The following is an 18,269-nucleotide window of genomic DNA, read 5'->3' as shown; positions in this document are numbered from 1 at the left end:
AAATTTTTAAGCGAGTTTATAGCTGATCCTCGGAATATCCTTTATTTCATGAAGGAATTCCTTACAGGGAACATGGTATTTCCCTGAGAGCAACTCGATCGACAGGTTGTCCTCGGGATCATGAACGATGAATTTCACGGTACATTTTCCCTTCATCTTTTTTACAAGCTTCAGGATCAGCTCCGTAAGCTGAGGTTGAACGACTGAAAGCTGAAAACGGACCGTGATCTCCTTCACCAGTTTTTCAACAGCTTCCGACAGTAACATCATATTTAAGATTTTCACCTCCAGCTGAGAATCCGAGTTGAATCTGGGCAGGACCTTTGCTTTGATCAGAACAGCAGTCCCGTTGATCAGCAGATGCCTGAACCTGAGGTATTCCTCCGAGAAAAGGACCATTCGGTAGGAATCGGTGAAGTCTTCGAGCATGAACGAACCCATCGGATTGCCTTTTTGTGTGGTTCCCTGCTTCACTTCGGTTACCATACCCCCGATGGTCAGGTCCCTGCCCCTGAATGGGTTGAGGTTCTGCTGGATTTCTTCCAGGGTTATGGTGCAGAGGTTATCCATTTCAAGTCTGAAATCGTCGAGGGGATGGCCGGAGATATAGAACCCGGTAACCTCTTTCTCAGAAGTGATCGTGATCATCTTATTCCAGGGATCACAATGCGGTAGCTGGATATCCGGCAGCCGCGTCAACGGTTCGTCGCCGAAAAGGCTTGCCTGTGAAGCCATCTGACGATTTTGATAATTCAGGGCATGCCGGAGTACTTTTTCAAGGAAGTTGGTTTCTTCGCCTGGTTCCTTATAAAAATACTGTGCGCGGTGAGAATCCCTGAAACTATCAAAAGCACCCGCCATGGCTAGGGCTTCCAGGCTGCGCTTGTTCACTGCCCGCGGATTGATCCTCCGGGCAAGATCGAATATGTCCTGATAGGGCCCGCCTTGGTCCCGCTCTTCAATGATACTTTCAACAGCTGCCTCACCGATACCTTTAATGGCTGCCATTCCAAACCGTATGGATCCAGCCTTGTTGACGGTAAAATTCAACTCACTTTCATTGATGTCGGGACCCAGTACATCAATTTTCTGGCGCCGGCATTCATCAATGAAGAACGTGATTTTTTTGATATCGCTGAGGTTATGCGTCAATACACCCGCCATGTACTCCGGTGCGTAATTCGCTTTCAGGAAGGCTGTCTGGTAGGCGATCAGTGAGTAAGCGGCGGAGTGGGAACGGTTAAATCCGTAGTTCGCAAAATCCAGCATGATATTGAAGATCTCAATGGCTTTTTCTTCGGTGATCCCATTGTTCAAAGCTCCCTGTATGAAATCGACCCTCAGCTTTTCCATCTCTGCTTTTTCTTTCTTTCCCATTGCACGGCGTAATACGTCTGCCTTGCCGAGCGTGAAATTTCCCATTCGTTGTGCCACCTGCATGATCTGTTCCTGATAGACCATGATCCCGTAGGTCGGTTTCAGGATGTCTTCCAGCAATGGATGGGGAAACTCCACCTTCTCCCGGTTGTGCTTCCGGTTGATGTAAGAGGGGATGAATTGCATGGGGCCCGGTCGGTGCAGTGCATTCATTGCAATGAGGTCTTCCAGGTTGGAAGGTTTGAGGTCCTTCAGGTACGCCCGCATTCCATCCGATTCAAACTGAAACGTAGCGACGGTGTCACCCCGCTGGTATAACTCAAAGGTTTTAGGATCATCCAGTGGAAGATTGTCGATGTCGATCGTGATCCCATGGCGTTTACGGACCAGCTCGAGGGTATCCTTGACGATCGACAGGGTCTTCAGACCCAGAAAATCCATCTTCAGCATGCCAACATTTTCCACAAGCTTACCTTCGTATTGTGTCACCATCATAGCAGAATCCTTGGCGATCGCCAGGGGCACGTGCTCGATCAGGTCATCAGGGCCAATGATCACTCCGCAGGCATGTGTGCTGGTATGGCGATTGGATCCTTCCAGGATTTCGGCGAATGTCAGCATCTTTCGGATGTTCTCCGGACCGTTTTTTTTCAGATCAGCCAGTTCCGGTACATCCTTGAACGCTTTCATCAAGGTGACACCAGGTTTTTCCGGAACCAGTTTGGCGATTTTATCAACCTCCTCCAGGGGGACCTTCAGTACGCGTCCGACATCGCGTATGGCTGAACGTGCTGCCATTGTCCCAAAAGTAATGATCTGCGCCACCCGTTCCTCCCCATACTTTTTCACAACATACTTCATGACACGGTCACGGCCTTCATCATCGAAATCTACGTCAATGTCAGGCATGGTGACCCGCTCCGGATTCAGAAACCTTTCAAACAAAAGGTTATATTGAATGGGGTCGATGTTGGTGATCCCGGTGCAAAAAGCCACCGCCGATCCTGCTGCCGAACCCCGGCCAGGGCCGACAACCACCCCCATCCGCCTGGCAGCGTTAATGAAATCCTGGACGATGAGAAAATAACCTACAAATCCTTCCCTGTTTATCTCATATAATTCATAATCAAGACGTTCCCTGATCTCCGGCGTAATCTCAGGGTAACGTTTGCGCGCCCCTTCATAGGTCAGATCGCGTAAATAATCGTATTCGGACGTATGCGTGTCAGGGAGGGGAAAGTGGGGCACAATGACCTTGTCGGTAGTGATCAGGTAATCCTCAACCTTTTCGACGATTTCCCGCGTGTTGGACAGCACTTCAGGCATTCCTGGAAAAAGAAGCGCCATTTCATCGGGCGACTTTAAATATTCCTGCCCGGTGTAATGCATGCCTTCCTCCGCCTCCATTTCTTTGCCCGTATTCAGGCAGATCAGAATATGGTGTGCTTCGTGATCTTCCCTGTTGATAAAGTGGACATCGTTGGATGCGATCAACTTGACACCAAATCTCATCGAGAGATTCAACATTGATTTATTGACCTGCTCCTGCTCCTTCAATCCATGGTTTTGCATTTCCAGGTAAAAATCCTCGCCGAAAATGTCGAGGTATTCTTCAAGGACCAGTGCCGCCCTTTCCTCTCCGTGGAGAAGGATTGTGGAGGGTATCTCCCCGCCCAGGCATGCCGACGAGGCAATCAGTCCTTCGTGGTATTGCCGTAGTAATTGCTTGTCGATCCTTGGTGTATAATAAAAATTTTCCCGCCGATAGCCCAGTGAGCTCAGTTTGGAAAGATTCCTGTATCCCTGCAGGTTTTTCGCCAGTAAAATCAGGTGGTACCCGCTCCGGTCAACCTTGGAAGTCTTCTCCGCCCGGGAACGCCTGGCAACATAAATTTCACAACCCAGGATCGGTTTAATGCTGAATTTATCCCGTGCAGCCTTGAAAAATCTGACCAGGCCAAAAAGATTTCCATGATCCGTTAGCGCCAGGGAATCCATTTCCAATTCCCTGGTCCTTTTGAGGAGTCCCTCGATCTTGGCGGCCCCATCAAGGATGGAGAACTGTGAATGTACATGTAAGTGCGTGAAATCCAGCATGCGTAATGATCAACCCCAATGATTTGTATTCATTTATAAAAATACTCAGTTCTATCAAACGACCGGTGAATGTTGAAAAGTTTTGGAAATTTGACAATGACGCAAATAAATGACTGACGTGCTTTGATATGTGAGGAAAATAACCGATCTTTGCAGACCTTTTTTCTACAAGATTCCATATCATCAAAACCATTTGACAATTTGACCATATAACAGTTTAACAGTTTAACAGTTTAATCACTTAAGATTTAAGAATTATGCCAGCAAGAATGAGATTACAACGGTTCGGAAAAAAGGGAAGAGCTTTTTTCCACATTGTAATAGCGGATGGTCGTGCACCACGTGACGGCAGGTATGTTGAAAAAATTGGCACTTACAATCCCCTGACACAGCCTGCGGAAATTAACCTGGATGTGGATAAGGCGTTGGAGTGGCTCAAAAATGGAGCTCAACCCTCTGAAACAGTCAGGGCGATTCTGTCGTACAAGGGAGTCCTTTATAAGAAACATTTACTGAAGGGAGTCGAAAAAGGAGCCCTTACCCTGGCACAGGCCGAGGCGAAATACAATGAGTGGATCGTTGAAAAAGAGGCCAAGATCAGTGCGGTTGTGAAAACAAAAGAGCTCCAGGGTAGAGAGTTGCTTAAAAAACGGACCGAAGAGGAACTGAAGGTGATGGAAGCCATTTCAGCAAAGATCACTCAAAAGCGTGCAAAGGAATTGAAAGCGGAAGCTGAAGAAGTCGAAGCACGTGCTGAAGAAGCCGTTGAACAGGTAACCGAACCCGAACAGCCCGATTCCCGCATGCCCGATGAGCCTCACGCCCCCCTGGTGTGATCCGCTTTTTACCGTAATCCTCCCCGTTGATGGAAAAAAACGACTGCTGCTACGTTGGCAGGATCGTCAAATCCTTTGGGTACAAGGGACAGGTGATGGTTTTATTCAATCAGGACACTGCAGAGACCTTCGCTGCCATCCCCTCTCTTTTCATTGAGCTGGAAGGCGAACTGGTACCCTTCTTCCTGGAAGATTTCCAGATTAGAGGTGATGATACGGCCCTGGTCCGATTTGATGACATTTCTTCGGAAAGCCAGGCAAAGCACCTGCTGAACCGTGACCTCTACATCCCCAGGGATGCCCTGCCCGGAAGGGATCATGCACCAAAGCTGGCCACCTGGATCGAAGGCTATAAGGTCTTTGACCAGCGTCAGGGGTACATCGGGGATGTGCGGGATCTGATCAGCTTGAAGGAACAGGAACTTCTTAAAGTGGCCGGCCCGGTAAAAGAAATCCTCATCCCTGCCGTGGAACCCTTCATTATCCGGATCGACAAACGACGCAGGGAGATCCACCTGGATCTGCCCGAAGGACTTCTGGATCTCAATCCATGATCACCCCCTGACCGTCCCTTCCCTGCCTCCAACCCGTATCATCCTGATTTTATCGTGTATATCCCTTCTCAGGATCGTCTCCTGATATCCCGCAGACCTGAACAACCCGCAGACCTGTGATCCCATCCGCTCATTAACCTCAAGATAGATATTCCCTCCCGGTGACAGATATCGCAATGCAAACGATACAATGGCCTCATAGAAGATCAGCGGCCTTTCGTCTTCAACAAAAAGTGCCAGGGCAGGCTCGTGATCAAGCACATTCAAACCCATCCAGGCTTTGTCCGACTGTAATACATAGGGAGGATTGCTGACAATGACATCAAACGAACTTGGAAAGTCCCATTGGTCCGGATTCAAAATATCCGTTTGTACAAACTGAACGTCTGATTTCAGAGTTTGTGCATTCAACCGGGCAATATCAAGAGCCTGTTGACTGATATCCAGGGCGGCGATCATTGAATCGGGGATATTCCTTTTCAGCGCAATGGCAATGCATCCGCTGCCGGTACCGATATCCAGGATCTTGACGAAATGCGCGTTATCCGCGGCTGAATGGTCATCAAGGATCCATTTGACCAGCTCCCCGGTTTCCTGGCGGGGAATCAGCACCTGCTCATTGACGATGAAATCCAGCTCATAAAAATGTGCTTTACCCAGAATGTACTGAACCGGAACATGTTGCTTCAGCTGATGGATGGCTCTTTGAACACGTGAAACAACCTCACCGGATACGGATAAATCCGGGTCAGAACGAAAGGTGATCCGCGGCTGTCCGAGATAATCCCCGAGGATCAGATCCACGATGCTGTTCAGTTCACGGATCTCATAGATGTCATCCAGTTGTTGCTTCATCAGGGCAATAACCTGGCCGACAGTTCTGTTGGGAACCATTTTAATGAAATGAAAACAGAACGAATTTACAAAAAGATGTTTACTTTTAGACCCTGTTCAAAAATTGTTACTTATGAGCCTGAAGTCTTTTCCCGTCATCATTTTACCGTGCATCCTTTATTTGTCTGCATGCGCCCCGCATCCGGATCATCCCCTGGTTGTCGTTGAGACGGAAGCCGGCGCGATTCAGGTTGAACTGTACCCTGACAAGGCGTGATCTCCATGGCCAGGTACGGACCGGGGACTGCCACATCGGAGTTTTTATCTGCATCGGTGACCAGCCAGCCTTGGATTCCGGAGGAAAAAGAAATCCGGATGGTTACGGATTTGCCGCATTTGGAAGGGTGACGAAGGGGATGGAGGTGGTGACTAACATCCACCAGGGAGCCACAACTGGGGATTTCCAGCGGTTGAAGAGTCCAGTATTGCTCAAAAGGATGAATCGGGTGAAGTGATGTGGGAATAGGTTCTTGGTTGTGCTCAGGATTCCATTTAATTCGTACCTTTATCCTTACTTACTTTGAAGTAATCCCAGCCCTATGACAATCGTTACGTGGATAATCATCCCGCTGATGTTTTTCCTGTTCCAGGATCCGTATGCCGCCAAACGGGACGCTATGGTACGCGACCAGATCCAGGCACGCGGAGTTCATCACCAAGCCACGCTACGGGCGATGCGAACAGTGCCCCGTCATCTTTTCGTTCCGGAAAACCTGCGAAGGTATGCCTATGAGGATCATCCATTGTCAATAGGATACGGTCAGACGATCTCGCAGCCCTATATCGTGGCTTATATGACCTCGGTCATTACTCCTGCATCAAACGCCAAAGTACTTGAGGTCGGGACCGGTTCCGGTTACCAGGCAGCAGTACTGGCTGAGATCGTCGACAGCGTTTACACTATCGAAATCGTTAAAGCACTGGCCATCCAGGCCGAACAGAGGCTCAGGCAGATGCAGTACACGAACGTAGTGGTCAGGCACGGTGATGGCTATGCCGGATGGGAAGAACACGCCCCTTTCGACGGCATCGTTGTCACAGCAGGCGCTGAGGAAATCCCTCCTCCCCTGTTTGAACAGCTGAAAGAAGGCGGTAAAATGGTGATCCCCATCGGGCCCGCCCATGCCGTACAATCCCTGATCCTGGTCACCAAAAAGAACGGTAAACTGGTCAAGACAAATCTGATGCCGGTAAGGTTCGTGCCATTTACAAGGGACGGGCAGATGGAGAATGAAGAATGAAAAATGAAGAATGAAAAATAAAGGATGAAAAATATTCAGGGGATCTGATGAATAGGACAGAGCCAGATAATTACCAGACAATTCTTGATCCCGTATCCGGTTCGTTCAGGGACAGGGGTAGCAAGTTTCTTGGATTTGCCTATCCGGTCACCTCGGAGGAACAAATCAGAGAACACCTGACACTTATAAAAAAACACTACCACGATGCCCATCATCATTGTTACGCCTGGGCACTGGGGCCCGACAGATCCCTTTACCGGATCAACGATGACGGAGAACCTTCAGGAAGTGCCGGAAAACCCATTTATGGGCAAATGCTTTCAAGAAACCTGAGTGATCTGCTGGTCGTTGTGGTGAGGTACTTTGGGGGAACAAAGCTGGGCATTCCCGGACTCATCAACGCCTACCGGACGGCAGCCGCGGAGGCGCTCAGCCAGGCGGAGATCGTCACGAAAACCGTCACTTCTGCCTTTCGGATCCGGTGCGCCTATGCACTGCTTCAGCAAGTCATGCACATCATAAAAGATAAAAACCTTATCCTGACAGAAAACCATTTTGAGGAAGATTGCCTCCTGATCGTCCATGTGCCTAAAAGTCAGACCGTTGAGCTTTTTGCGAAATTCAATTCCATTCACGGAGTAAACATATCTGTCGTAAATTCCTGATTAATAACGATTAATTGCCAGGGAGGCTCCTTTCCGATATTTATATTCATTCTAAATGGATTTTTGTTTAAGATCTCAGGGATTTTCCCTAATTTAGAAAATCCGTTTCAGGAAAGACAAACTCAATAAAAATTTTCAGCAGAAAGAATTTAAAATACTGATTAACACTATTTTATATGCTTTTAAAATTTTTATGACAGAAAGGGCCGTTAAGAAAAACTTTTAAAAAAACAAGAGCAAAAAAATTTTTTTCTTAACTTTTTTTATTTCATTTTTGTTAACTAATATACTTATCTCCTCAGAAAATTTAACTCGTTAACAATCAGCCTTGAGACGTTTTATCAAGTGAGAGACACCAAAAAGTAATTAAGACAAGGATTTTTTGACTCAGGAATACAGGTTCGACAGATGAAAATGGATCATTTGGAGGTGTGGGAGGATTGCCTTAAAATTATAAAGGATAATATCAATTATCAGAGTTTTAAGACATGGTTCGAGCCAATAAAGCCCCTGAAGCTGGAAAAAAGTGTTCTCACGATACAGGTCCCGAGCCAGTTTTTCTACGAATGGCTGGAGGAGCATTATATCAATCTGCTGAAAAAAACCATCCGGCACGAACTGGGTACTACCGGGCAACTGGAATACAGTATCATCATGGATCAGTCTTCCGGTGATGATGACTCCCTGACCATCAAAGTACCTACGACACACAGAAAAGCGGTCAAGAATCCGGCCATAGCCATGCCCATTGATCTGAACAGGGGCACTACCAAGGAAATACCCAATCCCTTCATCATTCCGGGACTGAAAAAGATCAAAGTGAACTCCCAGCTGATCGATACGTACTCGTTTGATACATTTATTGAAGGGGATTGCAACCGGCTGGCCAGATCGGCCGGCTATGCCGTGGGCAACAACCCCGGAAAAACCTCCTTTAACCCACTTTTTATTTACAGCAATGTCGGTCTTGGCAAAACACACCTGGCTCATGCCATTGGCCTCCAGGTAAAGAACAATTTCCCGGAACTGACGGTCCTGTATGTTTCAACAGAACAATTTATCAATCAATTCATCGACTCCGTCAAGAACAACAGTCAGAATGATTTTGTCCATTTTTACCAGATGATCGATGTACTGATCCTGGATGACATTCATTTCCTTTCGGGAAAAGAAAAGACCCAGGATGTGTTCTTCCATATTTTCAATCACCTGCATCAGAATAAAAAACAGCTTATTTTAACTGCCGACAAACCTCCCGTTGAAATGCAGGGGATCGAACCCCGCCTGCTGTCAAGATTCAAATGGGGTCTGGCAGCTGATCTTCAGGTGCCCGACCTGGAAACCCGTATCGCCATACTGGAAAAAAGACTCTACAACGACGGCATTGAGATGCCCGTCGACGTGATTGAATACCTTGCCTACAGCATCACCACCAACATCAGGGAACTGGAAGGTGCACTCATCTCCATCCTGGCCCAGTCATCCCTCAATAAAAAAGCAATCACCATCGAGCTCGCCAAACAGATGGTGGATAAATTCGTAAAAAACACAACCCGGGAGATCTCCATCGATTACATCCAGAAGGTCATTTGCGATTATTTCGGACTGGCATCCGATGCCATCCATTCAAAGACACGCAAGCGCGAGATCGTGCAGGCCAGACAGCTTGCGATGTATTTTGCCAAAAAGCATACAAAATCTTCCCTCGCCACCATCGGACTGCAATGCGGCAACAAAGATCACGCAACGGTGCTCCACGCCTGCCGTACGGTGAATAATCTCATTGAAACCGATAAACAGTTCAGGATCTATGTGGAAGAGCTTGATAAAAAAATCAAGCTATGAAATCTGACGCGTTTTTTAATCTTTGGATTGAAAATCCCAACGGGAGATGATCCCTGATGATCAAACCATACGCAGCACCGCCAACCGGATCAGGGATCACATACACCGTACGCCCGTTCTCACGTGCCAGACTTTAAACCATCTCCTTCAGGCTGAAGTTTTTTTTAAATGTGAAAACTTCCAGAAGGCCGGGGCCTTTAAATTCAGAGGTGCCACCAACGGTGTGCTTTCCCTGGAAGAATCTGAAGTCCACAACGGCGTCTGCACCCATTCATCCGGTAACCACGCGCAGGCACTTTCGCTGGCTGCCCGCAACCGCGGCATCCCCGCCTATATCGTCATGCCGGAAACGTCTTCGCGGGTGAAAACAGAAGCCGTACTGAATTATGGAGGAAAGATCACCTTCTGCAAGCCAACCCTCGCCGCGAGGGAGGAAACCCTGGAAAAGATCCGGTTGCAGACCGGTGCCATTGAAATACATCCCTACAATGATTACAGGACCATTGCAGGCCAGGCTACTGCTGCCCTTGAACTGATCCAGGATACGGAACACCTCAGCGTGATCCTTGCACCGGTCGGCGGAGGCGGATTGCTGAGCGGAACGGCACTTTCCGCCTATTATTTCTCCCCTGCAACAAAAGTAATCGCTGCCGAACCCGCCATGGCCGACGATGCCTTTCGCTCCTTTTACTCCGGACAGCTGATCCCTTCAACCAATCCGACAACCATTGCCGACGGATTGCTCACATCTCTGGGCAGCCTGACCTTCCCGATCATCCGGCAACATGTGCATCAAATCGTCACTGTCGGGGAGGAATCCATCATCAAAGCCATGCGTTTCATCTGGGAACGGATGAAGATCATCATCGAGCCCTCTTCAGCAGTCCCCGTGGCTGCACTGTTTGACAGCGCTTCTAAAAATGACGGGAACGGATTCCTTACACCTGGCATTCGCATCGGGGTGATCCTTTCAGGAGGGAATACCGACCTGTCGAAGCTACCCTGGTAATACGCCACACCCATCCCATGCAAACCAAAGGCAGATTATACCTCATCCCCGTAACACTGGGTGAAACATCCCCTGAGACGGTGATCCCCGGTGGCTCCCTGGAAATCCTGCACAGGCTGAACGAATTTGTCGCAGAGGATATCCACTCGGCACGCCGACACCTTCACAGGGCAAGATACTCAGGTGATCTGAATACGGTTACGTTCCACCTTTACAATGAACACAGCCAGCCTGCCGATATCGTACCCGTCATCAACGCTCTTTCATCGGGGCACGATATCGGACTGCTTTCCGAGGCGGGCCTCCCCTGCGTGGCTGACCCGGGCAGTGCAATCGTTCAAGAGGCTCACCGGAAAGGCCTGCAGGTGATCCCGCTGACCGGCCCTTCCTCGGTAATGCTGGCACTGATGGCATCGGGATTCAATGGACAGAATTTTACTTTCCACGGATACCTTCCCGTCAGGTCCCAGGAAAGAATACGGCAGATCAGGCTGCTTGAAAAAATGATCCTCCGGAACGACCAGACCCAGATCTTTATGGAAGCACCCTATCGTAACCTGCAACTTTTTGAAGATATCCTTAGAACATGTTCGGATGAGATTTATCTTTGTGTGGCCTGTGACCTGACCCTGGATACGGAATGGATACGGTCGCAACCGGTCAGGGAATGGAAAAAGGATCATCCGGCGATCCATAAACGACCTGCTGTTTTCCTGCTTTATAAATGATATGAACCGTCCAATGTCCGAAACGATCCTGTCGCTGCAACACCTCACCAAACACTACGGACGCATTCACGCGGTGAATGATCTTTCGCTTGAAGTGAACAAAGGCGAAGTTTACGGTATCCTTGGACCAAACGGAAGCGGCAAGACCACCACCCTGGGCATGATCCTCGACGTGGTAAATCCTACCAGCGGAACCTATTCATGGTTCGGACAGCCTCCCTCCCACACGCATCGCAAACGCATCGGTTCGATCCTGGAACAGCCCATTTTTTATCCCTATCTGACCCCCCTGCAGAACCTGAAGATCGTTTCCCTGATCAAAGAAGTCCCTGCATCCAATGCTGAAGAATTACTGAAAATGGTGGGCTTATACGAACGAAGGCACAGTAAATTCAGCACATTCTCGTATGGGATGCGTCAGCGAATGGCGCTCGCTGCCTCCCTGCTGTGCAATCCGGAGGTGCTGATACTGGATGAGCCGACCAATGGCCTTGACCCTCAGGGCATCGCTGAAGTTCGGGAACTGATCAGGACAGTCGCAGCCAGAGGGGTCACCATCATCCTGGCCAGTCACCTGCTGGATGAGGTGCAAAAGACCTGTTCATCGGTCTGTGTACTCGACAAAGGTAAACGTCTTTTTGCAGGCAACGTGGAGGAAGTGCTCCGGGAAACCATCCTGGTGGAGGTTGCGGCGGCAGACCCTGCCAAACTGGAACAGGCACTCGCCGGATCGCCACTCATCAAGTCGGTTGAACGCCAGCATGACGTACTCCTTATCAAATTGGAAGAAAATGTGACCGCCGGGGATCTTAACGCTGCGCTCCACGCACAGGGAATTGTGCTGAGCCACCTTGTCCAGCGGAAAAAGACCCTGGAAAATTATTTCCTGGAACTCCTAAAGACCGCCGAATGATCCGACTGATCAAAATAGAATTCAAAAAAATCCTCTCCTACAGGGTGTTCTGGTTACTCGTTGGATTTTATGCGGTATCGCTCACCTTCATGCTGATTGTCGCCCAGGTGATCATTAACGAGATCCTGAGGGAGGCCGGACAATCCGCCCCGATCCCTCTGCTGAAGATCTCACTGTACCAGTTCCCCAGGATTTGGAATAACCTCACCTATATGGCGGGTTTTCTGACGCTCTTTCTGGCCATTATTGTCATTTTCTTCGTCTGCAATGAATATTCCAATAAAACCTTCCGGCAGAACATCATCAACGGATTGAGCCGTAACGAATTCGTGCTTTCCAAACTGTATTTCATCCTGATCATCAGCCTGGCCGCAACCCTGCTGATCCTGGTTGTGGGGCTGGTCCTGGGACTGATACACACAAAAGATGTGGATTTTGGGGATATCTTCAACAGTAAGCTCCAGTTTATAGCCGGATATTTTGTGGAGGCATTCTGCTATCTGCTCTTTGCATTTTTCATTGCTTTTTTACTCAAAAAAGCAGGTTTGGCAGTGATCACACTGCTGTTCTATACCATGATTGAGCAGATCCTGATCTGGTGGAAAATTCCGGCAGAATATGTTAAATTTTTTCCGATGAAGGCTTTTGGCAGGCTGGTCCATTTTCCGAAGATCCCTCTGCCAGAGATCAACGGATCCAGCATTCACTTCCAGGATCATGTCTCCCTGGCCGATACCGGAATCGCACTTCTCTACGCTGGCATCCTTATCTTTTTGATTTACAGGATAATGCACAAAAGAGATATCTGATTAACGATTAACTGATATTTGATTTACCAACATGTCATCCCTATGGGATGAATCGATTGTCAGTCATTGACCGCCGACCGCCAATCCACCGTCACTGGGTTCCTCGGGACGTACTGCCGACTATTTTTTCAAGTGCCTCCAGCCGCTTCAGCACCGGGGGATGTGAATAATAGACGAATACGCAGGCCGGATGAGGACGAAGGTTAGATAAATTATTGACAGATAGCTTTTTAAGTGCTTCCTGCAGAGGACCGGCACTGAAATTTTCACCCGCATACCGGTCAGCTTCGTATTCGTGTTTTCGGGAGAGATAATTCAACCCCAGTCCAATGATCGTTGAAAAGGGACTGTAAAGAATGCCAAAGGCGAGGATCCCCATATGGAAACTTCCTTCAGCGGCGCCCAGGGCCTGCGATAAAACCGGGTTTTGGATGAACAGGGATAAGATGAACAGCGTGAGCCCTGTCTGGGCTATCGAAAGCAAAATGCCTGTGCGGGTGTGTTTCTTTTTATAGTGACCCACCTCATGGGCAAGCACTGCCACAAGTTCATCCGTGGTGTGATCCGCGATCAGGGTATCAAACAGGACGATCCTCTTTTTCGCTCCCAGACCGCTGAAATAGGCGTTTGACTTGCTTGACCTTTTAGAACTATCGATCACAAAAATATTATCCAGCCTGAACCTGACCTTTTGAGCAAAACCTTCGATGGCATTCCTTAACTCCCCCTCTTCAAGGGGGGTTTGCTTATTGAACAGCGGAACGATCAGTGTCGAATAGAACATGGTCATGAAGACAGAAAACAGACTGATGGCTATCCAGGCAAAGATCCAGAACAGGTTCCCTGTTGCAAGATAGATCCAAACGATCAACGACAGGATGCCGCCGCCCAGTAGGGCACCCAGCAACCACCCTTTCAGCTTGTCGAGGATGAAGGTTTTTGGTGTGGTCTTATTGAATCCAAAACGTTCTTCAATGACAAAAGTACTGTAGACCGAAAACGGAGTGGCAAGAAGATCAGCTGCCAGGCCCAGAATCCCGAAAAAAAACAGGGCCAGAAGGATGGGATGGGTGGTTTGCTCTCTGACCAGGTTGTCAAGCCAGGCAAATCCGCCTGTAAGCAGCATCAGGAGCATGACCATAAGAGAAAAGGAATCCGTCAGGATGGAAAAACGCTGCTTCGTGCGAAGGTAGGCCTGGGATTTACGGTATTTCTCAGGGTCATAGATCCCCTTCAGCTCATCAGGCAACTCATCGCTCCAGTACGTGCTGTTCAGGTAGTCGAGGATCCTTTCAACGATGAAGCCGACTGCCAGGATGACGATGATCGCAATTCGTATCGATTGATCCATAGATATTTATGATTCAGTATTCCGTATTTATGATTTAGGAATTAATTTTTGATTTTAGAGTTAAGATCATTCATCCTTATTTTAGAATTAAAGGTATCCTTTCATTTTATAGACCCGGTAGCCGACCCGTTCGTGAATGAGCGCGTGCCAGTAGACAAAACTGACTGTCTGGGGTATTAGCAGATGTTCAATGTCGCTTCGGCGCTTGCCGGTAAGTTTGTTGGAAACGTACGGTGTCACATCCAGTCCCGCTTTTATTAAACAGCCTTCTGCACGGCGCATATGCAGCGCGGTGGTTATCAGCAGATACCTTCCTCCCGGGATTTTTTGTTTCAGGATGGCTGCACTGTTCTCTGCATTCTCAAAGGTGTTGTCGGATACTGAATCCACCAGGATCACCGAATCCGGCACACCGATCGACAGAAGGTACTTCCGCATATTAGCTGCTTCGTACTGATCACGGATGAAAAGATCTCCCGGCCCGCCCGAAAGCATCAGGCGCTTTACCCTTCCATTTTCATACAAGTCAATGGCCTGGAGGATCTTATCGGCATTTTCCCTGAAAATGAACCGGTGTGTCGGGTGGTCATAATTCAGAATATTGCCTCCCAGAACAATCGCCGCATCATAGGAAGAGTCGAAGGATGATTGCGTCTGCAAGGGATATTCCCACGAACGCAACGCCTCATCCACCAGAAAACGATTGGAAAACAGGTAAAAGAGAATCAATGATCCCAGAAAAAGCCATTTGAAGCTCCGGTGTTTCCTGACAAAAAAAACCAGCACGAAAAGGGAAAAGATCCAGAACAAAGGGCTGAGAAAGTAGGAGACGATCTTTGATAGTGTGAAGAACATTGGAACGTCAGATCAAGATTAACATCCTTAAACATTCCGGAGGAACATCAGTAGGATCCTTTGTATTTTCTGATGAACCATTCCGTTGCCAATAATGCGATGATTGCAACCAGTACCCAGATGACATTGTTCAGTTCGTTGTATGCTTTCCGTGAGTAGATCAATGTGTGTATATCATCACGCTCTTTGAGCAAAGCGGGCAACTGTGCAATCTGTTCCGGGAAGATCATCTCACCTCCGTGACGCTTCGCCAGGTTATAGAGCAGCGGATGATCCGCGCGGGTGGCAACGGATTCAATGTTTACCGCCTCAACGGAGAACTGACCTGTTTTCTCGTAAAGGTCATTCCCCACCTTCACTTTTGCCCTGTACGAATAATTACCCGGAGGATAATTCCCAACCTGCAGATGGTAGGCATTCCCCTTTCTCCCAAAGGTGTAGGGAAAACGGGTTCCCTCTTCATTTTCGATCACGATCTCTACGTCCGGCTCACTGGTGGGCTCATAACTTTTGGTATACACCTCCGCTTCCAGTTCGATGGTTTCATTCTCGTGATAAACTGAACGGGCCATCACCCGGAAAAAACCTTTCTCTTCCCTGACGGCAAGGTATTGTATTATTTTATTGATCAGTTGATTAAATACAATATGGTTTTCCCTTTCCATGTAATTGAACAGCCTCCACCTCCAGATTCCCTCCCCGGCAATGAAACCTGCTTTGCTATCCGCCATCTCCGTGAAAAAGATCAGGGGCATATCCGAGATCACCTTTCCGATCTTCTGGTAGGCCAGGACATTGGCTGTCGGAGGCAGATCATAGTTTCCGAACGGGCTGACCAGGGGCGGAAATTTTTCCAGCAGACTCCTGGTCTCCTCATCGGACCTGAACAGGATGAAATCCTTATTGACAACCGGTATCGCCTCGTTGACCATCCGTTCATTCTGTCTTATGACCAGACCCAGGTTCAACTGATTAAGGGCCTGTAAATCCGTTTGTTCACCAATGATGCACAAAACGGGCACCTTGCTGTCCTTGATCTTTGAGATGATCATTGCCTGATTTTGTGCGCGTGCAGGTACCTGATGCAGGACCACCAGGTTGAACCCTGATAATTCCCCCTGAAAATCATTGACCGGATGATCCTCAACTTCATAGTTATAATTTGTCTGGATGGCCGATTTGATAGCCGATAGGTCAGGATGCGGCGAAGAGTAAAGGATCAGGATCTTCTGGCGTGAATCCAAGACTTCGATGAAAATATCCGAGGCGTTATTTTCATAGCTGATCTCATCCGCCAGACCCGTCAGCGAGACACGATACCTGACCAGACCGGTCTTGCTGGCCTTGAGTTCAGCAATAAAACGCTCACTGTAAAGGTCGCTGGCAAAGTCAATGTTCTTGGCAAAGAGGATGCTGTCGCCCCTGCTCACCGTTAGCCTGCTTCGCTGACCGGCAAATTTGTGTGCTCCGGCAGTGATCTCCACCGGGAATTGATTTCCCAGGTAAGCGATGCGGTTATAGTTGATCCGTTGAAGCAGGATATCCCGCTGAAGATTGGTGTCGCCCAGGGCGATGGTATAAACAGGCGCTGCAATGTCCCTGGAGCTGTAAAGCGGATTCAATCCCCTGTTATAGATACCATCCGAGGCGAGAAGAATTGCACCAATGTTCCTGTTTGAATAACTGGATTCCACCTCTTGGAATACTGCTGACAGATCTGTTTGTTTATCACGAAAGGACAAGGATGATAATGACTGATCATCAATTAATTGCATTTTATCGCCCATTGAATAGATCCGCGTATCATACTCCCTGTTCAGGGCAGTGATCAGTTGGCCGAGATCCTGCCGGAATTCGGAAAGATAATATGCTGAGTCCTTGACCATGCGTACGGATTGAGAATTATCAATGGCCACGATGATCACCGGTTTTTCATACGTTCTGTTTATGGAACGGATCAGCGGTGATAGCAAAAGGAAGCTGATCAGCGATACGGCCAGAAAGCGTAAAACGGCCAGAAAGAGCATTAACCGGCGGGGAAGCTCATCTTTCCTGTTCCGGAAGTACAATAAAAGAGCAATTGCTGCACCGAGCAACAGACACAGTACAACAAACCAGACAGGATATTCGATCTGAATGCTCAATCCATGATCTTTTAACGCAACCGGATGGCAGGAAGATTAATCTTTGTAGTCTGTCAGCAAGGTATAGCCAGTCAGTTTACCTTTGTTATTGTACGACTCTGAGCGGACAGTGCCAACATTTTTGGCGTACCACTCCACGGATTTGATGTTAATTTTCATCATCATCTTTGTCTCGATGTCCGATGAAATCCTATAACAGCTAAACGTTCCGGCAGGGGTAGTGATATCTTCCATTGCTTCGACCTTGCGGTTGGTCACCCCGACGTTCATGCTGAACAGCTTCATCCCGCCGCTGCTGGCCGACACCGTTATCCGTGCATCCTTCAGGCTTTGCCCCACGTTAAGGCTGGAAGGGAACTCCATGTTTTCCGTTTCCATGGCGACTTCCATGTCCTTAAAGGATTCCATGGTTTGCTGGTCCAGGAACTTTTTCATGTCAATGTAAAAAACACCGTTCTCACAATAAAATTCCATTTGCGTGTTCATTTGTTCCTTTTCCTTGTCGTCATAACTTTTCACCTCGGCAATGACGCTGGTGCGAGCTCCGGAAGTCTGTTTTTGAAGTACGGTCATTTTCGAAATTCCCTGGAGCTTGTCTTTTGCATCATAGTTTCTGGTTTCCAGGTAAGCCCCTTCCTTCATTGGGAAATAAGCATCACAATCCTGGGAAAAAGCTGCGAATCCGATGATCGCGGTGAGGAAACCTGTAAGGGATAATCTACGTAATGTTTTCATTGTATATAAGTTTTGTTATTTGTTGTGGTCATTTGCTCGGCGCGGAGTTTATCCCGACGAAAGTCGATAGCGCCTTGCGTCATTCATTGTCATTCATTGTCATTCATTGTCATTCATTGTCGTTCGTTGTCATTCATTGCCATTCTCCTCTCTCCTCTCTCCTCTCTCCTCTCTCCTCTCTCCTCTCTCCTTTCTCCTCTCTCCTCTCTCCTCTCT

At 48.2% G+C, this 18,269-nt stretch carries 16 protein-coding genes; 10 read left to right on the top strand and 6 right to left on the bottom strand.

What is annotated here, in order from left to right:
• Positions 1-6: 6 nt before the first annotated feature.
• A complete protein-coding gene (gene dnaE, locus PKI34_05655) occupies positions 7-3,474 on the bottom strand; it encodes a DNA polymerase III subunit alpha (GenBank protein ID HNS17288.1) in 3,468 nt (1,155 codons plus the stop codon).
• A gap of 269 nt (positions 3,475-3,743) precedes the next feature.
• Here dnaE and rpsP point away from each other — a divergent pair, with 269 nt between their 5' ends.
• Both rpsP and rimM read left to right on the top strand, forming a co-directional pair.
• Positions 3,744-4,310, top strand: coding sequence for a 30S ribosomal protein S16 (rpsP, locus tag PKI34_05650; protein ID HNS17287.1), 567 nt, complete (start codon positions 3,744-3,746; stop codon positions 4,308-4,310).
• Between the two features lie 29 nt (positions 4,311-4,339).
• Complete coding sequence (gene rimM / locus PKI34_05645) at positions 4,340-4,864, top strand: ribosome maturation factor RimM (GenBank protein ID HNS17286.1); 525 nt, start codon at positions 4,340-4,342, stop codon at positions 4,862-4,864.
• Here the strand turns inward: rimM and prmC are convergent, their stop codons facing one another.
• The gene (prmC, locus tag PKI34_05640; GenBank protein ID HNS17285.1) at positions 4,865-5,758 is read right to left on the bottom strand and encodes a peptide chain release factor N(5)-glutamine methyltransferase; all 894 of its coding nucleotides are present in this window, start codon (positions 5,756-5,758) and stop codon (positions 4,865-4,867) included.
• A 73-nt stretch (positions 5,759-5,831) separates the two neighbouring features.
• Here prmC and PKI34_05635 point away from each other — a divergent pair, with 73 nt between their 5' ends.
• The 8 genes from PKI34_05635 (at position 5,832) to PKI34_05600 (ending at position 12,968) form a co-directional block, all read left to right on the top strand.
• Positions 5,832-5,975, top strand: coding sequence for a hypothetical protein (locus PKI34_05635; protein HNS17284.1), 144 nt, complete (start codon positions 5,832-5,834; stop codon positions 5,973-5,975).
• Between the two features lie 322 nt (positions 5,976-6,297).
• Positions 6,298-6,999 (top strand): protein-L-isoaspartate(D-aspartate) O-methyltransferase, encoded by a 702-nt coding sequence (locus PKI34_05630; protein HNS17283.1) that lies wholly within the window; start codon positions 6,298-6,300, stop codon positions 6,997-6,999.
• A 47-nt stretch (positions 7,000-7,046) separates the two neighbouring features.
• On the top strand, positions 7,047-7,664 hold the full coding sequence (locus PKI34_05625; protein HNS17282.1) for a YigZ family protein: 618 nt from the start codon (positions 7,047-7,049) through the stop codon (positions 7,662-7,664).
• A 408-nt stretch (positions 7,665-8,072) separates the two neighbouring features.
• Positions 8,073-9,509 (top strand): chromosomal replication initiator protein DnaA, encoded by a 1,437-nt coding sequence (gene dnaA, locus PKI34_05620; GenBank protein HNS17281.1) that lies wholly within the window; start codon positions 8,073-8,075, stop codon positions 9,507-9,509.
• A 46-nt stretch (positions 9,510-9,555) separates the two neighbouring features.
• Entirely contained in the window at positions 9,556-10,518 is a 963-nt protein-coding gene (locus PKI34_05615) for a pyridoxal-phosphate dependent enzyme (protein ID HNS17280.1), read from the top strand.
• A gap of 17 nt (positions 10,519-10,535) precedes the next feature.
• Positions 10,536-11,246, top strand: a complete 711-nt coding sequence (locus PKI34_05610; protein ID HNS17279.1) for an SAM-dependent methyltransferase — start codon at positions 10,536-10,538, stop codon at positions 11,244-11,246.
• Between the two features lie 13 nt (positions 11,247-11,259).
• Complete coding sequence (locus PKI34_05605; GenBank protein HNS17278.1) at positions 11,260-12,159, top strand: ABC transporter ATP-binding protein; 900 nt, start codon at positions 11,260-11,262, stop codon at positions 12,157-12,159.
• Positions 12,156-12,968 (top strand): ABC transporter permease, encoded by an 813-nt coding sequence (locus tag PKI34_05600; protein HNS17277.1) that lies wholly within the window; start codon positions 12,156-12,158, stop codon positions 12,966-12,968. The genes PKI34_05605 and PKI34_05600 overlap by 4 nt, the downstream gene beginning before the upstream one ends.
• 91 nt (positions 12,969-13,059) lie before the next feature.
• On the opposite strand, the gene PKI34_05595 is transcribed toward PKI34_05600, so the two are convergent.
• The 4 genes from PKI34_05595 to PKI34_05580 form a co-directional block, all read right to left on the bottom strand.
• Positions 13,060-14,319 (bottom strand): M48 family metallopeptidase, encoded by a 1,260-nt coding sequence (locus PKI34_05595; GenBank protein ID HNS17276.1) that lies wholly within the window; start codon positions 14,317-14,319, stop codon positions 13,060-13,062.
• Between the two features lie 87 nt (positions 14,320-14,406).
• Positions 14,407-15,174, bottom strand: a complete 768-nt coding sequence (locus PKI34_05590; GenBank protein ID HNS17275.1) for a YdcF family protein — start codon at positions 15,172-15,174, stop codon at positions 14,407-14,409.
• A gap of 47 nt (positions 15,175-15,221) precedes the next feature.
• Entirely contained in the window at positions 15,222-17,318 is a 2,097-nt protein-coding gene (locus PKI34_05585) for a hypothetical protein (GenBank protein ID HNS17274.1), read from the bottom strand.
• Between the two features lie 36 nt (positions 17,319-17,354).
• Positions 17,355-18,053 (bottom strand): hypothetical protein, encoded by a 699-nt coding sequence (locus tag PKI34_05580; protein HNS17273.1) that lies wholly within the window; start codon positions 18,051-18,053, stop codon positions 17,355-17,357.
• Between the last annotated feature and the right edge of the window lie 216 nt (positions 18,054-18,269).

It is taken from the genome of Bacteroidales bacterium (genome assembly GCA_035342335.1).
Classification (GTDB): domain Bacteria; phylum Bacteroidota; class Bacteroidia; order Bacteroidales; family JAGONC01; genus JAGONC01.
The sequence above is the reverse complement of the archived record's forward strand: the minus strand, read 5'-3'. Positions and strand labels throughout refer to the sequence as shown.

Bases quoted from the DNA above. Each gene is read 5' to 3' on its own strand.
- dnaE (HNS17288.1), bottom strand. From the start codon at position 3,474: ATGCTGGATTTCACGCACTTACATGTACATTCACAGTTCTCCATCCTT.
- rpsP (HNS17287.1), top strand. From the start codon at position 3,744: ATGAGATTACAACGGTTCGGAAAAAAGGGAAGAGCTTTTTTCCACATT.
- rimM (HNS17286.1), top strand. From the start codon at position 4,340: ATGGAAAAAAACGACTGCTGCTACGTTGGCAGGATCGTCAAATCCTTT.
- prmC (HNS17285.1), bottom strand. From the start codon at position 5,758: ATGGTTCCCAACAGAACTGTCGGCCAGGTTATTGCCCTGATGAAGCAA.
- PKI34_05635 (HNS17284.1), top strand. From the start codon at position 5,832: ATGAGCCTGAAGTCTTTTCCCGTCATCATTTTACCGTGCATCCTTTAT.
- PKI34_05630 (HNS17283.1), top strand. From the start codon at position 6,298: ATGACAATCGTTACGTGGATAATCATCCCGCTGATGTTTTTCCTGTTC.
- PKI34_05625 (HNS17282.1), top strand. From the start codon at position 7,047: ATGAATAGGACAGAGCCAGATAATTACCAGACAATTCTTGATCCCGTA.
- dnaA (HNS17281.1), top strand. From the start codon at position 8,073: ATGAAAATGGATCATTTGGAGGTGTGGGAGGATTGCCTTAAAATTATA.
- PKI34_05615 (HNS17280.1), top strand. From the start codon at position 9,556: ATGATCCCTGATGATCAAACCATACGCAGCACCGCCAACCGGATCAGG.
- PKI34_05610 (HNS17279.1), top strand. From the start codon at position 10,536: ATGCAAACCAAAGGCAGATTATACCTCATCCCCGTAACACTGGGTGAA.
- PKI34_05605 (HNS17278.1), top strand. From the start codon at position 11,260: ATGTCCGAAACGATCCTGTCGCTGCAACACCTCACCAAACACTACGGA.
- PKI34_05600 (HNS17277.1), top strand. From the start codon at position 12,156: ATGATCCGACTGATCAAAATAGAATTCAAAAAAATCCTCTCCTACAGG.
- PKI34_05595 (HNS17276.1), bottom strand. From the start codon at position 14,319: ATGGATCAATCGATACGAATTGCGATCATCGTCATCCTGGCAGTCGGC.
- PKI34_05590 (HNS17275.1), bottom strand. From the start codon at position 15,174: ATGTTCTTCACACTATCAAAGATCGTCTCCTACTTTCTCAGCCCTTTG.
- PKI34_05580 (HNS17273.1), bottom strand. From the start codon at position 18,053: ATGAAAACATTACGTAGATTATCCCTTACAGGTTTCCTCACCGCGATC.